Origin of the sequence: Marinobacter salexigens, from assembly GCF_002806945.1 — a bacterium.
In the GTDB taxonomy this organism is placed as follows: Bacteria; Pseudomonadota; Gammaproteobacteria; order Pseudomonadales; family Oleiphilaceae; genus Marinobacter; species Marinobacter salexigens.
The window spans coordinates 415,669-436,345 of record NZ_NIHC01000003.1 but is presented as its reverse complement, the minus strand read 5'-3'; the positions used below and the strand labels follow the sequence as shown (position 1 = coordinate 436,345).

Below are 20,677 nucleotides of genomic sequence, written 5' to 3'. Positions count from 1 at the left end.
ATCACGACCGACTCCTTTCAAATGAACATAGACCATGCCTGACCCGCTCAGCATGGTCTCCCTTGTTTCTGTTAATACCGGATTCCTTAGGCGGCCCAGCATAGCGCCAGATTACTGCACGGCATTGACTGTACTGACTCAAATACTAAAAAAATGGACATATATAATTAGCAATCAGAAATTGTGAAAGCCCCTGCTGAGGCGTACCCTGATACCCCTCTTTTTTTGTGTATGGGTGCACCCCGGGACTCAAGAATGAAAAATTACATTGGCAGCTGGCCTCCGGCGCCTCGCGAGCATTCCCTACCCGTTGCGGTCGTAAGGTACAGCGCACTCCCTCAGTTCACCCAAAAAACCGCATCTGGAAGCAGCAGTGACGATAAACTGGCTCAAAAAGTAACCAAAAAGCGCCATTTTTTACACCATTTAACACGCTTGACCGATAGCATTGCATCATCCAAATTCCCCGGAGATGCAAAATGCCTTTCATTAAGAGCACGCGAATGAGCCTCCTTACCATAGCTCTAAGTACGCTGCTTACAGCCTGTGGCGGCGGCGATTCCTCAGCCCCGGCAACGCAAGCACCCAGCCCATCGGTGACCACGCCCGGTGATAACACCTCCTCAGGAGAAACCCAGGAGCAGAAGTTTTGGGTGGAGGGCTATGCCGTCAAGGGTGCTATAAACGGCGGGCTTATTTCTATCTGGCATCATGAACTTGGCCCCAGGGGCAGCGACTGGGTGAAGATTGGTGAAACCGTCAAAACCAACGGGAGTGGCGGGTTCCGGATTTCAGTACCTGAAGCCTACTCAGCTCAGCCGCTGAAGGTGATTCTGCAGTCAGATGCTCAAACCCTGATGCGTTGTGATGCACAACCCGCGTGTAACACACCTGCTGGGCGTAGCGTCAACTTTGGTGAGTGGTTCTCGCCAGGCGACAACTTGCAGCTGAAGTCCCTTGCAGTTCCGTCCAGGGCCAGACAAGGCGTTGTTTTAACGCCACTGGTAACCTTGGCCTTTGAAAAATTCCTCAAGGCTCCGGAAGGGGGGGCTCCCCTGTTCAACGAGCTGCTTCGCGACCAGGAAGAGCTCTTTGGCCTTGCTCCTGGCGCCCTGACAAACAAGCCGTTTGATCTCGCAGCTCCCGACTTGAGCCGCATTCAAACGCAGGACCTAAAAGCTGCCCTGTTGAACATCGCGTTTCTGAGCCTGGTAGACGGTCGGGAGTGGAGGACGCTGGGCGATGTTCTGCTGGCAGCCGTGGCGGCTTCAGAGCCTGATGGTGATTTACCGCTGAGCATTGATGACAGCCCGATTTTGAGCGTTGATATGCTGGTACTTGCTAGCATTAAGCAAGCAGAAGCACTAACGGACGTACTGAAAGAAGCAGGCGTTCAGGATGGCGTTCTGGCAGATACTATTGCAAGCCTTAAAGAAACCCTGAACTCCACAATGCCCAGCGCTCCACCAGCGGCTGAAACTGACCCCGACCTTCCTGAGACACCTGCACCAGGGACTGAGCCAACACCTGAGACTGAACCCGAAACTGAAACACCTCTTGAGCCCCAACCAGAGACTGGGACAGCACCTGGGGGCAACCCTGACACTGGAACAACCCCGGAGCTTGAACCTGATACTGAGACAACGCCTGAAACTGAGGCACCCACTAAGCCGGTAACTGGTTTCGCGACGATGAGCTGGAATGCACCTGCGACCCGAGTCGATGGAAAGTCACTGGCCATGGGTGAAATCGACAAGTACATCGTCAAGTACGGCACCGAGCGCAGCATTGATGAGAGAACGAATGAAGTGGTTGTAGAAGATGGCCAAGCGATGGAATACCGAGTCGCTGACCTTACCGAGGGGACCTGGTATTTCGCAATGAAAACCGTAGACACCAATGGCCTTGAAAGCGATTGGTCGGTTACTGTAAGCAAAACGATTTCCCGGTAACACCGGGAAATCGATCTCGCGCTTCAACAGCAGTCGGAAACTAGGTCTTTTACACTTCGACCCTCTGCTGTTGAGGCCGGCGCAATGTCAAATCAACCTCACAAATCGCCGAACCTCTTCCCTTCAGCAACCAGCTGCTTGAGCAGAGGCGCAGGCTCCCAGTGCTCAGTTCCAACTTCACTGCGGTACTTCTCCACCGCAGCCAGAATCACATCCAGGCCGATCTGATCTGCCCAGAACATAGGCCCACCACGATAAGCCGGGAAGCCATAGCCATAAATCCAGATCACATCAATATCCAGAGCCCGGTCAGCAATACCCTCCTCCAGAATCTTCGCCGCCTCATTAACCATCACATACATGCAACGCTCAAGAATCTCCTGATCGGTAATCTCACGGGAAGCGATGCCCTGCTCCTTGCGGAAATCCTCAATAATCCGCTCCACCTCAGGATCTGGAATCGGCTTACGGCTACCCTCTTCATACTTGTAAACGCCCGCCATGCTCTTCTGACCAAAACGATTCAGTTCAGCAAGCTTATCCAACCAGCTGGGCGCTACCTTTTCACCAGCATTGCGCAGCTCTTCTCGAATGCGATAACCCACATCAATACCGGCCAAATCCGACATGGCAAACTGGCCCATGGGATAACCCAGATCGGTCAGCACCTTGTCGACCTGTTGCGGTGTTGCGCCTTCATTAACCAAGGCCAGGGCTTCGGCACCGCGCCTGTGCAACATGCGGTTACCCACAAAGCCGTGGCAGTTGCCTACCAGCACACCCACCTTCTTGATCTTCTTGGCCACAGCCATCACGGTCGCTTTCACCTCATCTGAGGTCTTGCTGCCGCGAACGTTCTCCAGCAGCCTCATTACGTTAGCCGGACTAAAGAAGTGCATACCCACAACGTCTTCCGGACGCTTGGTGGCAGAGGCAATTTCATCAATATCGAGCGTAGACGTGTTGGAGGCCAGAATGGCTCCAGGCTTACAGACGCTATCCAGTTTCGCGAAGATCTCCTTTTTGACCGCCATGTTTTCAAACACAGCCTCAATCACCAGATCCACGTCTTTGAAGTCGTCATAGTTCAGGCTGCCGGTGATCAGAGCCATCCGGTCTTCCACCTGCTTCTGGGTAATCCGGCCCTTCCTGGCAGAGTTTTCGTAGTTTTTGCGGATAATGCCCAGCCCCTTATCCAGAGCTTCCTGCTTCATCTCCACAATAGTGACGGGGATTCCAACGTTGGCAAAGTTCATGGCGATACCGCCGCCCATGGTGCCGGCGCCAATGATGCCTACGCTGTTCACATCACGCACAGGCGTATCCTTGGGCAAGCCCTTAACTTTAGATGCCTGGCGCTCTGCGAAGAAAGAGTGAACCAGGCCCGCGCGCTGCGGTGAACCCATGCACTCCATGAACAGCTCACGCTCACGCTTCATACCTTCCGGGAACGGCAGGTTGAACGCCGCCTCAACAGCGTCCACACACTTGAACGGAGAAAACAGCCCGCGAGCCTTCTTTTCCAGCGCCACACGGAATTGTTCAAACACTTCACTACCTTTATCCGCTGCAAGCTTGTCGGTCAGATCACGAACCCGACGCACCGGCTTGCCCTCGTCGGCAATCTTCTGGGCATAGGCCATTCCGGCCGCCTTCACATCATTACCCTCGTCAACGGCATCCACAATGCCGAAGGCCAACGCATCTTTGGCTGCTACAAACTCGCCTGTGGTAATCATCTCCAGTGCTTTCTGCGCACCCGCCAGGCGCGGCAAGCGTTGCGTACCACCGGCACCTGGCAACAAGCCGAGTTTTACTTCGGGCAAGCCCACCTTGGCACTGCTCAGCGCAACCCGGTAATGGCACCCAAGAGCGGTTTCCAGACCACCGCCCAAGGCTGTGCCATGAATAGCGGCTACAAGAGGCTTGTCACTGTTCTCGAACTGTTCAACCACCGCCGGCAGCCCCGGCTCCTGCATGGGCTTACCAAACTCACGGATATCGGCACCCGCAATAAAGGTGCGGCCCGCACACACCAGCAAAAGCACCTTGGCTTCCGAATCTTTCTGCCCCTGCTCCAGCGCGGCAACAAGGCCAGTGCGCACCGCGTGGCTGAGGGCATTGACCGGCGGATAATCCACTGTAATCACGCCTACCTTGCCTTCACGGCTGTATGTTACGACTTCAGACATAATCTTCTCCTCGCTCTATTTGGAATTCAGCTTCAGAAACGGAAACGGGTGTACGATTTAATAAAAGCGCTCTCCGGGTTTCAACCACCATCGACAACCTCGCAGGTCGAGTAAGGGCTGCGCACATTGTGCCAGCTTTTCATTCAGATGGATTTGAACGTTGGCCGGCAATCCAACTGCCTCAATATCGAGAAATGCGCACCTGATTTGTGCAAGAGGCCTGCCCTTGGAGGCCATGAGTTAATGGTTAAAATCGAAAGGCACGCGCAGGCTGCTGTATAGGAAAGAAATGTTTCAGTAGACCTTCGTCTAATTAATATACAAAATTATTTGAATTGTCATGAAATGGTAACTATCTTGACTGCGGGTCTTACAAAAATAATTGTCTAATGTGTGGAGACAACAACAATGCAAAGCAACAAATTGAGAATGGCCATTCGTGCGACAGCGGCTATAGCTGTGCTGGGTGTAGCTGGCCAGGCGAATGCGGTGAACTTGAGCGTTGGAGACGACGTTGAAGCTAGCCTCTATGGCTATGCCCGGTTGAACATGAGCTATGATTTTGACGCTGATAGGGCCGCATCTACTCGGTCAGGCAAATTCAGTGGTGGCGACGAGGATGTAACAGGCCACTTTGGTGCCGATGTCCAGCAGAGCCGTTTGGGTGTTAAAGTGAAACACAGTTCTGGTGTTGCAGTCACTGTTGAAGGTGACTTCCGGGGAACTGGCTCAGGCCCAGGCAGCCTTCGCATGCGCCACGCTTACGGTGAGTACCAGGGCTTTCTGGCTGGCCGAACTTGGTCTAACTACTTGAGCTTTGTTGGCAACACTCCGACACTGGACTTTGACAGCTTGGCAGGAACTGCAGGCAGCCAGGATCGCGCTGAGCAAATCCGGTACACTTCTGGTGCGATGTCATTTTCGCTTGAAGATCCGGCCTCACAGCAAATTCTTGACACTGCACCTGCAACTGCCGATGGCCGCACATCTGCACCAGTACTGACAGCAAGATTTGAAGATTCGATGGATGCACTTTCATTCTCTGCTGCGGCTTTAGTCGGCCAGATCACAGCAGATGATGGCACGAATGACGACAGTGCTGTCGGCTATGGCGTCTTCGGTGCGGCAAAATTCAAACTCAGCGATATGTTTTCTTTGCAAGGCGCCATTAACTACACCGATGGTGCAACAGGCTACCTATGGCGCTCTGGCAGCAACTATAATGGCGCCAGCGGCTATCTTGACGGCAACAGCGTTGAGACCATCAAAGGCTATGGCGGCTCTGTTGGCGTAAGCATGAACCTTGGCGGTGGTCGCAGCATCAACCTTGGCTACGGCATGACGAAACTAGACCTTGATGACGCTGTTGCTGCCGGCGCAGCAACTAACTCAGATGCAGAAACCAACCAGAACGTTCTAGTCAACTACATGTGGACTCCAGTTAAAAATGTCATGATGGGCGTAGAATATGGTTACCTTGATCAAGAGTCCGTTGGTGGCAGCTCTACAGACGCTAACCGCGTAATGTTCGCAGCCCAGTACAACTTCTAAAACGTACTGTTAAGCAATAACAAATACGCCCCGGTCTTCCGGGGCGTATTTGTTTCTGACATTACTCTTCCCTCAAAACACCATCACGCTATGGCAAAACAGTCGCCTGAGAAAATGACAGATCAACTCTCTGGCCGCAGGATCAATTTCTGCCGAGTTGATATTGCGATCCCACTCGCCGATGGACGTACAGAAGCCATACTTCCTCAGTTAGCCCCTAGCCCTTTGGCGCACCAAACAGGCGGTCGGTGAACTTAACGTACCAAGCAGCTGCCTGCACCTGAACAATGTATGCCAGTGCGATCAACAAGGCAGCATCCGCGCCCTCCTCACCAAATACACCCATGGCGATCGCCAGTGCTATAGAAAGATTCCGCATGACCGTGCCATACACCAGCGCAATCGCATCACCCCGTGGGAACAGCGCCTTGCCAACAAGCGTGCTGATTACAAAGTTCAGGGCGTAAATAAGCACCAGAGGTATCAGATACGCCAGTAGCGACCCGGGATTGTTCAGAATGTCTTGTGACTTCAGCGCCATTGAAACAAACACCACACCCAGGACCCCAAGTGTGGAAAACGGCGGGAACTTCGGCTTGATGTTCTTCTGAAATTCTTCCTGACCGTGCTTTGATATGAGCGCCCGTTGGGTGAAGTAACCCAATGCCAAGGGCAGAAATACAATCAGCGCGATCTGCATGAACACCTGAGAAACCGGAATTTCAATCACCGCACCCAGCAGCCCTTTGAGATAAAGCGGCGCAAGCAGAGAGCCGGCAATCAGGCCCACCACCGTCATCCGCACCGCAGCGGGCACGTTGCCTTTGGCAAAGCCTGTCCAGGAGATGGTCATGCCTGAGGTTGGAAGCAACGACGTTAATAAAAGCGCCAGCCTGGCGAAGGGCTCATCCGGGAAGAAGAGCAAGCCTGCGCCATACCCTATTGCAGGAACCAGCACAAAGTTGAGCAGCTGAGTTACCCACATCAACTTGCCGCCCCCGGGCTGCAACAACTGGCGCAGGTTCATGGTTACCATCATGGGGTAAACCATCAGGAAGGTGAGCGGAAGTATCGCCCAGCGCAACGGGCTTGGTTCCACAATCTGCCCGGCAAGGAAGCCGGCAATCATGGCTAAAGGGATGCTCCAAACCAGATGCTTCTGCATCCAGAATAGTAATGGCCACATAGGTCTTCCTCCCCGGAACACAGGTTAACTGTTACGAAGCGCCAGTGCCCAGGCACGCATGGCTTCGTTGGCTGGAGCCTGCGGGGCATCCATAAAACTCACCACAAAACGATCCCCCATATCGGCAATGCCAATGGAGCGAGGTCTTACCGCCAACACAAAGGGGTTCGGAAGCTTGCGCCCAAAGCAGAACACCACGTTTATCGCGGCTTGAATATCAGGCGCGACGTCTCCTTCGATCTCGCGGCTGTGGGCCAAGTGATCAAACATGGTGATGTAGGAGACTCTGGGAGCCTCTTCTATGCAGCGTTTAAAGTAATCCGCAATCTGCTCGGCGGATTCGTATTGAGTTTCAGACTTATTGATATCCAAAACCGTGATGGGGTACTTTTCCTGAAAGTGCAGTTGCTTCATGCCGGCCTCACTAGTTTGTCAGCGAAATGCAGATGACCTCCGCATTGCTGAGCGACCCCGGCTTGATCTACGCTCAAGGTCTCCCAGCCCTTTCAACAAGGCTAGGCCAGAAAACCACGAAGCACAGTGACAAAGTCACCAAGCAAGCTATGCAGTTTGTGAACAGTCCCTTGGGCAGCGGTGGGGCGCGGTGATACGGCAAACAGGGCTCATCACCAATCGCCAAAGCGTCACCATCTCAGCCTTCCTGCGAAGGCTGGAACTGGAGGGCCGCAGCGTCCTCAGCTACCATGACAACTCCAATGTCCGACGAGCCTTCAAACGTTGGTTTCAGCTAACACCGGATCAGTTACCGAAAACAGGCAAAAGCCCCTCTTCATGATTGAAAAAACCACCCCCCAGCAAGCTCGTAACGCCATCATGATGTTTGTGGGCATGATGCTGGTCGCCCTCAATCTGAGGCCGGCACTGACCAGCATCGGCCCGGTTTTGAAAACCATCGGCGATAGCCTGCCGCTGTCGTCCGTCGGCCAGGGCGTACTCACAACCCTGCCGGTGTTGCTGCTGGGTCTCGCCGCGCCGATCGCTCCCCGCGCAGCGCGCAAACTCGGCATGGAGCGGGCGGTGTTGGTGGCCCTTCTCATTCTGGGTGTGGCGTTAGTGGCACGCCCGTATCTTGGCGCAAGTGGCTTATTCCTGGGCACGGCGGTGGCCGGTGGCTGCATCGGCGTTATGAGTGTTTTGCTTCCGGGCATCGTGAAACGGGATTTTCCCAACTCCACAAGCCTGATGACGGGCATTTACACCGCCATGCTTTGCGCCGGAGCCTCTGTTGCAGCCGGTGCAACCGAACCGCTTCGCATCGCCTTCTCCGGCAACTGGGAGCCTGCACTGGCATTCTGGGCAATCCCCGCCGTTATCGCCGCCGGTGCCTGGTGGCTGCAGCTTGATGGCAAGCAGGTTCCCAAGCCGCCATCCGCAGTCGGGAAATCTCTTTTGAAAGATAAACTAGCATGGCAAATCGCTTTTTATATGGGGTTGCAGTCATCACTGGCCTATACGGTGTTTGGCTGGTTGCCTACGATTCTTCAAGACCGGGGCCTGCCACCGGTTGATGCCGGTCTGGCGCTGTCGGTCTCCATTCTGGTGCAAGTGCCAAGCGCTATTGCTGCACCCTGGATAGCCAGCAGTATGCGCGACCAGAGATTCATGGTGGTACTGGTGATGCTGGCAACTCTGGCAGGGCTTTGTGGCAGTATTTATGCGCCTGTTGAAGGCGTTTGGGTGTGGGTGGTTTTGCTGGGACTAGGCCAGGGTGGCTCGTTCAGCATTGCGCTGACGCTACTGGCCGTAAGAGCAAGGGATGCACACATTGCCGCGCGCTTGTCCGGGATGGCTCAAAGTATCGGCTACACCATGGCGGCACTGGGGCCCTTGTTTGTCGGCATTCTGCACGCGAAGTTCGACAGCTGGAATGTTGCAGGCGCCTTCCTTGTCCTGATCGCCATTGGAGCCATCATTGCAGGGCTCGGAGCCGGGCGCCGGCTTTACGTGCTCGATCAGTAAACAAGACAGTGTTACGTGCCGTCACCCCGAACGCCCAGGCGGTCGAGGTAAACATGCAACTCGGCCTCACTCATATCAACATACTCCAGTACCCGGCCATAAAGCATAACGGTAGGAACATTGCGCCCGTTACGCTCCTTTTGTGTCTCGTGTATCAGATACAGAATAAGCCGCTCGGTGCGGGTCAGGCCATCGCGCACATCCGGAATCACTTCCAGAACATTTTGCCATTCTTCGGGGCTCATAATTTTCCTTTTGTAACGCATTGTAATAATAGAACCTTTTCACAAGTTCAGTTAATCTGACCCTTCATTCGCCATCCCTTCATCGAGGCCGGGCCGGCATATGGCAAAAATCCGGGGCTCCATGGCTCAAATAACAAAACTTCATTGGGTTGTGGTCGGTCTTTCCGTCTTGCTGACTGTCATTGCCTGGCAGATTTCTGCACAGATTGCAGACGCCAGAGCTGAAGATCAGTTTGGTCAACGCATTGAGCAACTGAATGCACTGCTGCTGGACCGGATGCAGAAGTACGAGTTTGCTTTGCTTTCCGGGGTCGGCACCATTCGGGTCAACGATGGCGACACTTCACTCTCCCAATGGAAACGCTTTGCAGACGTTCTTGCAATACAGGATAGATTACCCGGCATTCTTGGCATCGGTGTCATCAAGCGGGTTCCAGAGAGTCAATTAGCGTCATATCTTGCTGAGCAACGGGAAGACCGGCCAGACTTTCGTATTCACCCACCTCATGAAGGATCGGATTTCTGGCCTATCACCTATCTTGAGCCGCTGGCCGGGAACGAAGCCGCCATCGGCCTCGACATGGCTCACGAGTCAAACCGTTACACAGCAGCCCTGAAAGCCATGCGCACAGGCCAGACCCAGATTACGGGCCCCATAGCCCTGGTGCAGGACGACGAGCAAAAGCCCGGCTTCCTGTTTTACCATCCTTTCTATCGCACTTCGGAAGTAACGCAACAAGAAAACAGAGAAGCCGATTTCCTTGGCCTTGTCTACGCCCCCTTTATTGTTTCCCGGCTAATGGAAGGCACCCTCGCGAACACCAACAGACTGCTGCATTTCCGTATCCGTGACGGTGAACACCAGCTATACAGCGAATTCAACGAAACTACAGAAAACAACTACGACACTTCGCCCATGTTCGAGACCTCCTACTCGTTGAGTATATATGGCCGGGAATGGACATTTGATGTGCAGTCAACGCGGCTTTTCAAGCAGTACAATGTGAGCAGGCAGCCGGCCGCTATTCTCGTGAGCGGCCTGATTATCAACGGGCTGATACTGGCCGCGTTCATGCTGCTATCCAACGCAAAACGACGGGTCGAACAGGAGGTCATAGAGAAAACGGCTGAGCTCAACACGCAGAAACAGGCCGCCGAATCAGCCGTTAAGGTAAAAACGGCCTTTCTCGCAAACATGAGCCACGAAATCCGCACGCCCATGAACGCCATTCTCGGCATGTTGGTCCTGTTAAAGGAAGCACAACTCAATGACTATCCCCGGCGTCTGGTGAATAAGGCGTTTTCAGCATCGGAAGTACTACTGCAACTGCTGAACGACATTCTGGATCTGTCGAGAATCGAAGCAGACCATATAGAGCTTGATCATCAGCCGTTTGAAATCGAGGCACTTATTGAGCGAAGTGTTGAGCTGTTTGCCATTGTTGCCGAAGAGAAAGGGCTGAAGCTGCGCGTCAACGTTGCACCATCAACACCCAGGCACGTTTCCGGCGACCTTCTGCGCATTTCCCAGATATGCAGCAACCTTGTCGGCAACGCAATCAAGTTTACCCACGACGGCAGCGTAACCGTCAGCCTCAGTTTCAAGGCAAATGAAAGCGCGCGGGGAAACCTGATAATTACGGTATGGGATACCGGGATCGGAATCAGGGAAGAGGACCAACAACGGGTGTTTGAAAATTTCCGCCAGGCTGATGAATCCACAAGCCGTATTTTTGGCGGATCAGGCCTTGGTCTCGCAATCAGCAGTCGCCTTGCAAAACTGATGGGCGGGACGCTCACACTGGAAAGCGCGGAAGGACAGGGTTCAAAATTCACGCTATCGGTTCCAGTGGATCTGGCGGAGAACGCACAAAACTTTGGCCCTCCCTATGTCTCCAACCCCATCAAAGTCTATCATCATGGCCTGAATCATAACCTCGCTCTGCTGGAAGCCTATCGCGAGCATTGGTCACTGGAAATAAAGCCGGCCGCCACTCTTCAGGACATCAGGTCTGCATTGGCAGGGATTCCGGCAAAAGGAAGCCCTGAACCTTCGCTGGCGATCATCGATATGGAAAATATTGAAGCCAGTGTTATCGAAAGGTTTGTACAGGAGTTAATGGCTGCACCAGAACTCTATCGTCTGGCGGGGCTTTTGATTATCGTTCCTGCGGGTTTCAAACGCGACTGGATGATCGAATTCCAGAGCTCTGGTGGGCGCCTGGCGTTCGAACCTTTAACACCCTCCAAGCTTTTTGAGCACCTGGCGCCACAGCAACTGGAGGAACACACTGTCGTATCCGCTTCCCGCCCGGTGTTTCAAAACCTGAAAGCTTTGATCGTTGATGACGTGCAACTGAATTGCGAAATCGTCGCAAGCTATCTAAGCTCATTTGGAGTGGATTCAAAGTCCGTCCAGAGTGGAGCCTTGGCGATGCGGCAGTTTGAAACCCAGTCGTTTGATCTTGTGCTTATGGATCTGCATCTGGACGGAGAGACCGGGCAAGATGTTGCCACGCAGATTCGTGCTCTTAAGAACATTCAGCAGCCGATTATAGCTGCACTTTCAGCATCTATATCCGAACATGACCGCAGTAGCTCATACGCCGCAGGTATGGATGATTACCTCACCAAGCCCGTTCTTCCCGGTGACATCCAGAGGTTGCTTCAAGCTTTTTTCAAATCACATGCGGTAGCAAATCCCGAACCGGATTCTGGCGTTGATGCCAACGAGCCGGAATATACCCGCAACTCCGAATTACCAGGATTCATTTCTCGCTCCCTGTATCAGGAGATGTTCGGAGCCGATCCCGACCTTTTTGCACGGTGCGTGCGCAGTTTTCTGGCCAGCTCCACACAAATGATCACTGATATTGAAAGCTGCCTGCACCTTGATGACGAGAATTCAACAAAAGCCATCGCCCATAAAATCCGGGGCGCTGCCGCCAACATTGCCGACAAGGAACTGATGCAACTTGCGGAGGAGATTGAATTAGCCCCGGGCCCAGAGCCAGCTGTGCGCGGTCTGAAAAGGCTTCTGACAATGCTGATGGAGCACGTCGAGAAGCTTTCGGCGACAGCCGACGCTACTAAGCTCCCGGCACTGGCCGACAATATTGAAAGAGAGCCCATCAAACGCATCATTGCCCGAATGATGCAGCGCCTGAGTGCCAACCGTATCGCACGCGACAGCGACATCACACAGGTACTGGAATTTTTGAACGCGATCAACGAAACGAACCTTGCTTCGCAACTGCGCCAGGCAATTGAGACTTACAAATTTGAACAGGCAGTCGATCTGCTGATAAAGATCGACCCTGACAGCCCGGGAAGGCAGCCTGATGGACGTAAATAACGAACCGACAGTACTGATTGTGGAGGATGACCCAGTAGGCATCGCGAGCCTGAACGGTATTCTCGGGGACGCCTGTGAACTGATCATCAGTCAGAGTCTTGCCGAAGCCCGGCGGCTTTTGTGTGCAGATGTAGATCTCATCCTTCTTGATCTGTATCTCCCCGACGGTTCCGGGCTGGATTTTCTGCGCGAATTGAAAGCTGCAGAAACTTACGCATCGGTTCCTGTCATCTGTATTTCCGCGTCAGATCATACTCTGGATATTGAAAAAGCCTTTCAGCATGGCGCAACAGACTATGTTCTCAAGCCATTCAACAAAACCATACTGAGCGCCAAGGTATCCACCTTTATTGATTTGAAGCGCAAAACCGACCTGCTGGCAGCTGCCGCAAAGACTGATCCGCTTACCGGCATTGGTAATCGTCGCGCCTTTGACCAACAGCTTGACCTGGAGTGGAGACGCGCCCGGCGTCAGAACAGCCCGGTTGGCCTGGTGCTTATTGACCTTGATAACTTCAAACAGATTAACGACCAGTATGGTCATGCCCAGGGCGATCTCTGCCTCCAGAATCTCGCAAAAGCCATGAATTCCAGCTTTGCCAGAGCTGGAGAAGTTGCAGCGCGCCTGGGTGGAGACGAGTTTGCAGCGATTATCCCGGGAGCCGATCTGTATAGCACGGTAGCCGCAGCCCATCATCTGGCCGAAGCGGTGAAGAGCCAGTGTCAGGGCTGCGAGCGTTATAAAAAGAACTGCCCCGCTTTCACCATTTCCGTGGGCTGTTCAGCAGCTTGGCCCTCATCGTCATCCGGTGCAGCTGAGCTGATTGATACGGCGGACAAACACCTTTATGAAGCCAAGGAAGGCGGGGGGCGTGATTGTGTCAGACCCATACTTTGACTTGCCCCGGCAAGGAGAGCCAGTTGTTTTCAGGCCAGGTTACAATCCGAAAATCCTGGTGGTTGACGATGAGCCTACCAATATCCGGGTTCTGACAGGCGCGCTCAGCCAGGATTACGACCTGATTGTTGCAACCAGTGCCACCGAGGCCATGGGCATTCTCGAGCAAGACAGCAAGCCTCACCTCATCCTGCTGGATATTATGATGCCGGGAATGGATGGTCTTCAGATGTGCCGAAACCTGAAAGCCCGGCGTGATCTGCAACATATCCCGGTTATATTCATCACTGCTCTGAGCGACTCGATATCAGAAGAGAAGGGGTTTGAAGCCGGTGCCGTAGACTATATCCACAAGCCGATCCGCTTGTCTGCAGTCAGGGCCAGGGTTCGCACTCACATCTCCCTGAGTGGAATGCTTGATCACATTACGGCCCTCAATCAGGAGCTCAAAAAGCAACTTGAGCAGTTTGACACCTCCGATCAGCCCGACAACAATCTGTTCGAGAGAGTCTTCATGGCGACCTCGGAAGGCATTATCCTTCTGGATGCCAGCGAAAAAATAATAGCGGTCAACACCGCATTTTCCCGCATTACGGGTTACTCTGAAAATGAGGTGATCAACGACAGTTACGCGCAGCTGAGCAAAGACATCGACTCACAGCTGAACCTGGACACCATCCGCGCGTACCTTGTTGAACATGACCACTGGTCAGGGGAACTTCATAGTCGTCGAAAAACCGGAGAACTCTATCCTGAGCTCCGCACAATCAGCACTATTCGCTCAGAAAACAATGAAATCACACACTACGTTATCGTTTTCAACGATATATCCAGTGTAAAAGAGACAGAGCAACGTTTAGAAGAACTCAAATGGCGCGACCCGGTTACTGGCTTATCAAACCGCGCCCTGTTCCTGAATGAGCTGAGCACAGTTCTGAAATTCTGCAGTCACGGAAATGTCTCTACTGCTGTGCTTGTTGTTGATATCAACAATTTTCGCTACGTCAATGAAACCTACGGTTTCAAATGCGGTGATCAAGTTATCAAGGAGTTCGCCAAACGCTTGCGCAGGGCTGTTTTCTCTGACGACTCTATAGCCAGACTCTCCGGCGACGAGTTCGGCATTGTTCTGGCACCTAAACGGTGGACGATTGATGATGCCTATCGGGTTATTCTTGCGTTATATGACCGTATACAAAACAGCTTGACCAAGCCTATCCAGTATAAGGGCAGCCCCGACCTGCACCTTCAGGTAACCGTAGGCGCAGCGTTATACCCCACTGATAGTTCTGACTCACCCTCCTCTGCTCTTCAACACGCGGAAACGGCTCACCGAAGCGCCAAGGCGGCCAACCGGCCAATCGCAATCTTTGAAGATTCGATGAGCGATAAAATTCGCCAGCAGCTAAAGATTGAATCGGAGCTCAACAAGGCTCTAGAACAGGATCAGCTGGTGCTATACGCACAGCCGCAGCTTTCACCAGGCAGAGTTCTCTGCGGGCTGGAAATTCTGATCCGCTGGAATCACCCCGAGCGTGGTCTTCTGGGCCCGGGTGAGTTCATACCGCATGCAGAACGCTCCCGGCAGATTGTCAAAATTGAACGCTGGGTGCTGCGCAAAACGCTGGCGAAGATGCGTGAGTTGCACAGCAAAAACCCCACACTCAGATGTGCGGTGAATATATCGGCAAAGCACTTTGCAGAAGACGACTTTGTGGCAACGGTTAAACACGCAGTCACTAACGCCAGATTCCCGGCAGAACTACTGACGCTCGAGCTGACAGAAAGCGTCTCAGCCGACAATCTGGACATCGTTGTGGAGAAAATGGAGGCCATCCGTCGCCTCGGCTGCGTTTTCTCACTGGATGATTTTGGAACCGGTTACTCTTCGTTATCACGACTGCAGCGCCTGCCGATTTCCGAGGTTAAAATCGACCGGAGCTTTGTGCTGGGCGCGCCGGAAGACCCCATGAATGCCAACATCGTTGAGATGGTCGTACGGATTGGCGATACCATGGGAGCACGCGTAGTCGCTGAGGGAGTAGAAACACAAGCTCATGCAGACTTTCTGGCTATCCGACACCCTCATGTACACCTGCAGGGCTATTTCTTTGGCATTCCGCAACCTATCGAGGTGTTTTTGCATTCCTGAACACCCCCTACGGCAAGGCGGCATAGCCGCAATGCTTACTGACCCTTCAGATCATGCTCGCCAATCTGCAGCTTGGGCCTGTCCGCATCAATTTCAGGCAGCGGCGCGCATTCCCGCATACTCTCCAGGCAACGGCGTGTCAAAGCCTGATACTCCTCCGTGCCGCGCAGCTTCCAGCTAACCTCTTTGTCGCTCAACTGGCGTAAAACCTTGGCTGGAGAACCTACAATCAACGAAGCCGGCTCGCACGTGAAGCCGCTTTTCACAAAGGCGGCAGCACCAACGATGGATTTGGTGGCTATAACAGCTTCATCCATGACCACGGCATTCATTCCCACCATCGCATCCTCTTCTATCACGCAGCCGTGCAACACAGCGCCATGCCCAATGTGCCCATTGCGCCGGATAATCGCATCACGCCCGGGAAACGCATGCACCACGCAGGTGTCCTGCAGGTTTGCCCCCTGCTCCATCACAATACGGCCAAAATCACCGCGTAAAGATGCACAGGGACCAATATAGCAGTCAGGCCCTACATGCACATCACCAATAAGTACCGCTGTTGGGTGCACATAGGCGGAGGGATGCACCACAGGCGTCACGCCGTCAATCTGGTAACAAGGCATAAAATGCTCCTTATAAAGTGTTTGTTTTTCGCATTGTAAACTACCTTTCCTGTATCAGAACGAACAATGCACAGCTTACCGCGAGGGAGCGCAGCGCATAGCCTTTTCAACCCTTTCTAAGACTAAAGGCTAACAAAAAAAATAACTATTAGAATCATGGACCTATAAGCCGCCCGATTGCGACACCTGCAATGTGATACAAAAATTCGATTTCAGATTCTTGACCGGTATCAATTCAAACCTATACTCTTTCCAGAAATCAATGAGGCGGAACACCGCCCAGTGGATGTCGCCTTGATAACGGTCAGGCCTCACCGACAAACCCTTAGAACAATGCAATGCCGGAACCGCTATGCCACAGATACTGCTCCCGAAGGAGCCAGATCAAGGCGGTTGTCTGTCTTATAAAAACACCCGCCCGAAGCGACTAAAAACGGGTTTCACTGCTATAACAAGGATTCTTCCATGACCGAGCAGAGTGTGCTTCTCGATATCGACCAGGGAATTGCCAAAGTCACCCTGAACCGCCCCAAGAGCCTCAACAGCTTTAACGTTGAGATGCATGAGCAAATGCAGGCAGCGCTTAAAGCCATTCGTAACGACCATAGCGTACGGGTCATGCTGCTTACCGGGAATGGTCGCGGCTTTTGTGCCGGTCAGGATCTGTCGGATCGCAATGTAAAGCCAGGTGCCGAAGCACCGGATCTGGGTTACTCCATCGAGACTTACTACAACCCGATGTTGCAAGCGATTCGGGACCTGCCCATGCCGGTCATCTGCGCGGTAAACGGCGTTGCTGCTGGTGCAGGCGCAAACATTGCGCTTGCCTGCGACATCACACTGGCCGCGCGCTCCGCAAATTTTGTGCAGGCTTTTTGCAAGATTGGCCTTATTCCCGACTCGGGCGGCACCTGGACGCTCCCCCGCGCAGTTGGGATGGCCCGAGCAAAAGGTCTGGCCATGCTGGGTGACAAGCTCAGCGCCGAAAAGGCAGAACAATGGGGCATGATCTGGCAATGCGTTGAAGACGACGCTCTGCAGGACGAAGCCATGAAGCTTGCACGCCATTTCGCCACCCAGCCGACAAAAGGCCTGGCGATGATCAAACGCGCCCTGCACGCGAGCGCAGACAACAGCTTTGAGGAGCAGGTGTTGCTGGAGCGAGATCTTCAGCGGCAGGCTGGCCGTACCGACGACTACCGTGAAGGTGTTGCGGCCTTCATGGAAAAGCGTGCACCTGAGTTCAAGGGGAACTAAGCATGCAAACACTTGCCACCGAAATCCCTGTTGCCGTCATCGGTGCCGGCGCCATGGGCTCTGGCATTGCTCAGGTCGCCGCACAGGCAGGTCACCGGGTATTTCTGCACGACCAGCGCGAGGGTGCTGCCGAGGCAGGCCGCCAAAGCATCGCAAAGCAGCTGCAACGCCGGGTTGATAAAGGGAAGATGGAACAACCAGCACTCGACGCGCTGCTGGATCGCATCAAGCCGATCAAAGAACTCAGCGAGCTTGCAGAAGCCGGCCTGGTGATCGAAGCCATCATTGAAGACCTCGATATCAAGCGTAACTTGCTGGCCACCCTCGAGGGCATCTGTGGCGAAAAAACCATTCTGGCCACTAACACTTCCTCAATCTCGGTGACCGCCCTGGGTGCAAACATGAAGCACCCGGAGCGCCTTGTGGGCATGCACTTCTTCAATCCGGCGCCACTGATGGCCCTGGTAGAGGTTATCAAAGGCCTGGCCACCAGCGACGAAGTTGCACAATGCGTTTACGCAACAGCGGCCCAATGGGGCAAAAAGCCGGTAACCGCCACCTCTACACCCGGGTTCATCGTTAACCGGGTCGCACGGCCTTTTTATGCCGAAAGCCTGCGCCTGCTGCAGGAGCAAACAACCGACAGCGCTACATTGGACGCCCTCGTGCGCGAAGCCGGTGGCTTTCGCATGGGACCTTTCGAGCTGACCGACCTCATCGGCCACGATGTGAACTATGCAGTGACTTCGTCGGTGTTCAATTCCTACTACCAGGACACCCGCTTTTTACCTTCACTGGTGCAGAAAGAACTGGTGGAAGCCGGTCGTTTGGGCCGCAAGAGCGGGCAAGGCTTTTACAGCTACGCCGAAGGCGTGCAAAAGCCGGAGCCTGCAACGGTCAAAGCCACAAGCAGTGATGCAGACACGCTCATTGTTGAAGGCAACCCCGGCCCACTGGCCGCACTGGTCACACGCCTGCGCGAAAGTGGCCTGAAGACCATCGAGCGGGATGGCCCCGGCCGCCTGCGGTTCGGCGAAGCTGTTTTGGCGCTGACCGATGGTCGCATGGCGACTGAGCGTGCTGCAGCAGAAGGCTGCAACAATCTGGTTCTGCTAGATCTGGCTTTCGACTACGCCAAGGCCAGCCGCCTTGCGATTGCCGCTGCGGATCAGGCGTCATCACAAGCTACGAATGATGCCTGTGCCCTGCTCCAGACGGCAGGCATTGCTGTAAGCAAAATCGCGGACCGCCCGGCTTTGGTGGTCATGCGCACCGTTGCAACTCTGGCCAACGAAGCCGCCGATGCCGCTCTGCATGGCGTTGCGTCTGTCAGCGATATCGATCTCGCCATGAAAGCCGGCCTCAACTACCCGGAAGGCCCTCTGCGCTGGTGCGACAATCTTGGCTCCAGCTTCTTGCACACCGTGCTGACACACCTCCAACAAAGCTACGGCGAAGACCGTTATCGCCCCGCGCTGTTGTTGAGAAAAAACCGGTTCGCTGAAAAGGGGTTCTACTCATGAGCCACGAACACCACGCACCCGATGCCCAGAAGCTGGCACAGGACTGTGCCGAATCCATGTACGAGCGGGATCAGGCCAGCCGTAATCTCGGCATGAAAATCACCCACGTTGCCCCGGGCAAAGCCACGGTTACCATGCCGGTTACCAGCCTCATGATTCAGGGCCATGGTTCCTGTCATGGTGGTTACCTGTTCACTCTGGCGGATTCAGCGTTTGCCTTTGCCTGCAACAGCTACAACAAAGCCACCGTGGCATCCGGTTGCTCCATCGAGTATATGCTCGGAGCCCGCGAGGGTGACATGCTCACCGCGAACGCGGTTGAGCAGTCCCGTGGCAACCGCACAGGTGTATACGACATTACTGTCACCAACCAGAACGGCCATGTAATCGCCCTGTTTCGCGGTAAGTCCTATCAGGTGCGCGGCGAAGTTATCCAGTCGGAGAATGATCAATGAGTAACGAAAAACGCTTGCAAGATGCCTATATAGTAGACGCTGTGCGCACGCCCATCGGGCGCTATGGCGGTGCTTTGTCAACGGTGCGTGCCGACGACCTGGGCGCCATCCCCATGAAAGCCCTGAAGGAGCGCCACAGCAGTCTGGACTGGTCAGCGATTGACGACGTTCTCTACGGTTGCGCCAACCAGGCCGGAGAAGACAACCGGGATGTGGCGCGCATGTCTCTCCTTTTGGCCGGTCTGCCAATTGATGTTCCTGGCTGTACCCTCAACCGCCTCTGCGGCTCCGGTATGGACGCCATTGGCAGTGCCGCCCGCGCATTGCGCACCGGCGAAGCCGGCCTGATGCTCGCTGGTGGCGTGGAATCCATGTCCCGGGCACCTTTTGTGATGGGCAAGGCCGATTCTGCCTTCAGTCGCAAAGCCGAAATGTTCGACACCACCATCGGCTGGCGCTTCGTTAACCCGCTATTGAAGAAGCAGTACGGCATAGATTCCATGCCGGAGACCGCCGAGAACGTTGCCGCTGATTTCAGCGTTAACCGGGCAGATCAGGATGCCTTTGCCTTGCGTAGCCAGCAACGCACCGCTGCCGCCCAAAAGGCTGGCCGGTTTGACAATGAAATCGTGCCGGTAAGCGTACCCCGCCGCAAACAGGAACCGCTCATTGTGGATACTGACGAGCACCCCCGGGAAACCACTCTGGAAAAGCTGGCAAGTTTGGGTACTCCTTTCCGTGAAGACGGCAGTGTAACCGCCGGCAACGCCTCCGGTGTAAACGACGGTGCTTGCGCCTTGCTGCTGGCCAGTGGTGATGCCCTGAAGCAACACAACCTCAAGCCCCGCGCCCGCGTAGTGGCCATGGCCACTGCCGGTGTTGAGCCGCGCATTATGGGTATGGGTCCGGCGCCCGCCACCCGCAAGGTGCTCAAGACTGCGGGCCTGGAGCTGGCCGACATGGACGTGATCGAGCTGAACGAAGCCTTCGCCGCCCAAGCACTCGCCGTGCTACGTGACCTGGGCTTGCCCGACGATGCCGAACACGTAAACCCAAATGGTGGAGCCATTGCTTTGGGCCACCCCCTGGGCATGAGCGGTGCGCGCCTTGTGACCACCGCGTTGAACGAACTCGAACGTCGCCATCAGCAGGGCCAGAGCGCCCGTTATGCGCTGTGCACCATGTGTATCGGTGTAGGCCAGGGCATTGCGTTGATTATTGAACGCGTAGACAACGCTGAATGACTGAAGTGGCCCGGGCAAGCCCGGGTCAGTTAAACGAACTGAAGCTGGCCCGGCTGCAAAC

At 54.4% G+C, this 20,677-nt stretch carries 15 protein-coding genes; 10 read left to right on the top strand and 5 right to left on the bottom strand.

The genetic code is table 11. From position 1 onward, the window contains the following. Window positions 1-479 precede the first annotated feature (479 nt). Entirely contained in the window at window positions 480-1,952 is a 1,473-nt protein-coding gene (locus tag CDH47_RS17685; protein ID WP_239985620.1) for a fibronectin type III domain-containing protein, read from the top strand. A gap of 98 nt (window positions 1,953-2,050) precedes the next feature. Here the strand turns inward: CDH47_RS17685 and CDH47_RS06905 are convergent, their stop codons facing one another. Further along, a complete protein-coding gene (locus tag CDH47_RS06905; protein ID WP_100639117.1) occupies window positions 2,051-4,144 on the bottom strand; it encodes a 3-hydroxyacyl-CoA dehydrogenase NAD-binding domain-containing protein in 2,094 nt (697 codons plus the stop codon). A gap of 408 nt (window positions 4,145-4,552) precedes the next feature. Between CDH47_RS06905 and CDH47_RS06900 the strand changes: the two genes are divergently transcribed. Then, window positions 4,553-5,695, top strand: a complete 1,143-nt coding sequence (locus CDH47_RS06900) for a DcaP family trimeric outer membrane transporter (RefSeq protein ID WP_100639116.1) — start codon at window positions 4,553-4,555, stop codon at window positions 5,693-5,695. Between the two features lie 217 nt (window positions 5,696-5,912). On the opposite strand, the gene CDH47_RS06895 is transcribed toward CDH47_RS06900, so the two are convergent. Then, window positions 5,913-6,881 carry an arsenic resistance protein gene (locus CDH47_RS06895; RefSeq protein ID WP_100639115.1) on the bottom strand — a complete coding sequence of 323 codons (969 nt, stop codon included), beginning with the start codon at window positions 6,879-6,881 and terminating at the stop codon, window positions 5,913-5,915. Window positions 6,882-6,905: 24 nt separating this feature from the next. Further along, on the bottom strand, window positions 6,906-7,295 hold the full coding sequence (locus tag CDH47_RS06890; protein WP_100639114.1) for a DUF6858 family protein: 390 nt from the start codon (window positions 7,293-7,295) through the stop codon (window positions 6,906-6,908). Window positions 7,296-7,673: 378 nt separating this feature from the next. Between CDH47_RS06890 and CDH47_RS06885 the strand changes: the two genes are divergently transcribed. Further along, entirely contained in the window at window positions 7,674-8,861 is a 1,188-nt protein-coding gene (locus tag CDH47_RS06885; protein ID WP_100639113.1) for a CynX/NimT family MFS transporter, read from the top strand. Between the two features lie 11 nt (window positions 8,862-8,872). On the opposite strand, the gene CDH47_RS06880 is transcribed toward CDH47_RS06885, so the two are convergent. Continuing rightward, window positions 8,873-9,106 carry a hypothetical protein gene (locus CDH47_RS06880; RefSeq protein WP_100639112.1) on the bottom strand — a complete coding sequence of 78 codons (234 nt, stop codon included), beginning with the start codon at window positions 9,104-9,106 and terminating at the stop codon, window positions 8,873-8,875. Between the two features lie 121 nt (window positions 9,107-9,227). On the opposite strand from CDH47_RS06880, the gene CDH47_RS06875 reads away from it, so the two are divergent. The 3 genes from CDH47_RS06875 to CDH47_RS06865 are packed head-to-tail and all read left to right on the top strand — an operon-like array spanning window position 9,228 to window position 15,511. Continuing rightward, window positions 9,228-12,461 (top strand): CHASE domain-containing protein, encoded by a 3,234-nt coding sequence (locus CDH47_RS06875; RefSeq protein ID WP_161494480.1) that lies wholly within the window; start codon window positions 9,228-9,230, stop codon window positions 12,459-12,461. Beyond that, window positions 12,448-13,359, top strand: a complete 912-nt coding sequence (locus CDH47_RS06870) for a GGDEF domain-containing response regulator (RefSeq protein ID WP_100639110.1) — start codon at window positions 12,448-12,450, stop codon at window positions 13,357-13,359. The genes CDH47_RS06875 and CDH47_RS06870 overlap by 14 nt, the downstream gene beginning before the upstream one ends. Beyond that, complete coding sequence (locus CDH47_RS06865) at window positions 13,310-15,511, top strand: GGDEF/EAL domain-containing response regulator (RefSeq protein ID WP_100639109.1); 2,202 nt, start codon at window positions 13,310-13,312, stop codon at window positions 15,509-15,511. Before CDH47_RS06870 ends, CDH47_RS06865 begins: the two co-directional genes overlap by 50 nt. Before the next feature lie 35 nt (window positions 15,512-15,546). On the opposite strand, the gene CDH47_RS06860 is transcribed toward CDH47_RS06865, so the two are convergent. Then, window positions 15,547-16,137, bottom strand: coding sequence for a phenylacetic acid degradation protein PaaY (locus CDH47_RS06860; RefSeq protein ID WP_100639108.1), 591 nt, complete (start codon window positions 16,135-16,137; stop codon window positions 15,547-15,549). A gap of 465 nt (window positions 16,138-16,602) precedes the next feature. On the opposite strand from CDH47_RS06860, the gene paaG reads away from it, so the two are divergent. From paaG to pcaF, 4 genes are read left to right on the top strand one after another with little or no spacing between them, the layout of a single operon-like run. Next, window positions 16,603-17,394, top strand: a complete 792-nt coding sequence (gene paaG / locus CDH47_RS06855) for a 2-(1,2-epoxy-1,2-dihydrophenyl)acetyl-CoA isomerase PaaG (RefSeq protein ID WP_100639107.1) — start codon at window positions 16,603-16,605, stop codon at window positions 17,392-17,394. Window positions 17,395-17,396: 2 nt separating this feature from the next. After that, window positions 17,397-18,917, top strand: a complete 1,521-nt coding sequence (paaH, locus tag CDH47_RS06850; RefSeq protein WP_100639106.1) for a 3-hydroxyacyl-CoA dehydrogenase PaaH — start codon at window positions 17,397-17,399, stop codon at window positions 18,915-18,917. Continuing rightward, window positions 18,914-19,372, top strand: coding sequence for a hydroxyphenylacetyl-CoA thioesterase PaaI (gene paaI / locus CDH47_RS06845; protein WP_100639105.1), 459 nt, complete (start codon window positions 18,914-18,916; stop codon window positions 19,370-19,372). The genes paaH and paaI overlap by 4 nt, the downstream gene beginning before the upstream one ends. After that, complete coding sequence (pcaF, locus tag CDH47_RS06840) at window positions 19,369-20,616, top strand: 3-oxoadipyl-CoA thiolase (protein ID WP_100639104.1); 1,248 nt, start codon at window positions 19,369-19,371, stop codon at window positions 20,614-20,616. The genes paaI and pcaF overlap by 4 nt, the downstream gene beginning before the upstream one ends. Window positions 20,617-20,677: the final 61 nt, after the last annotated feature.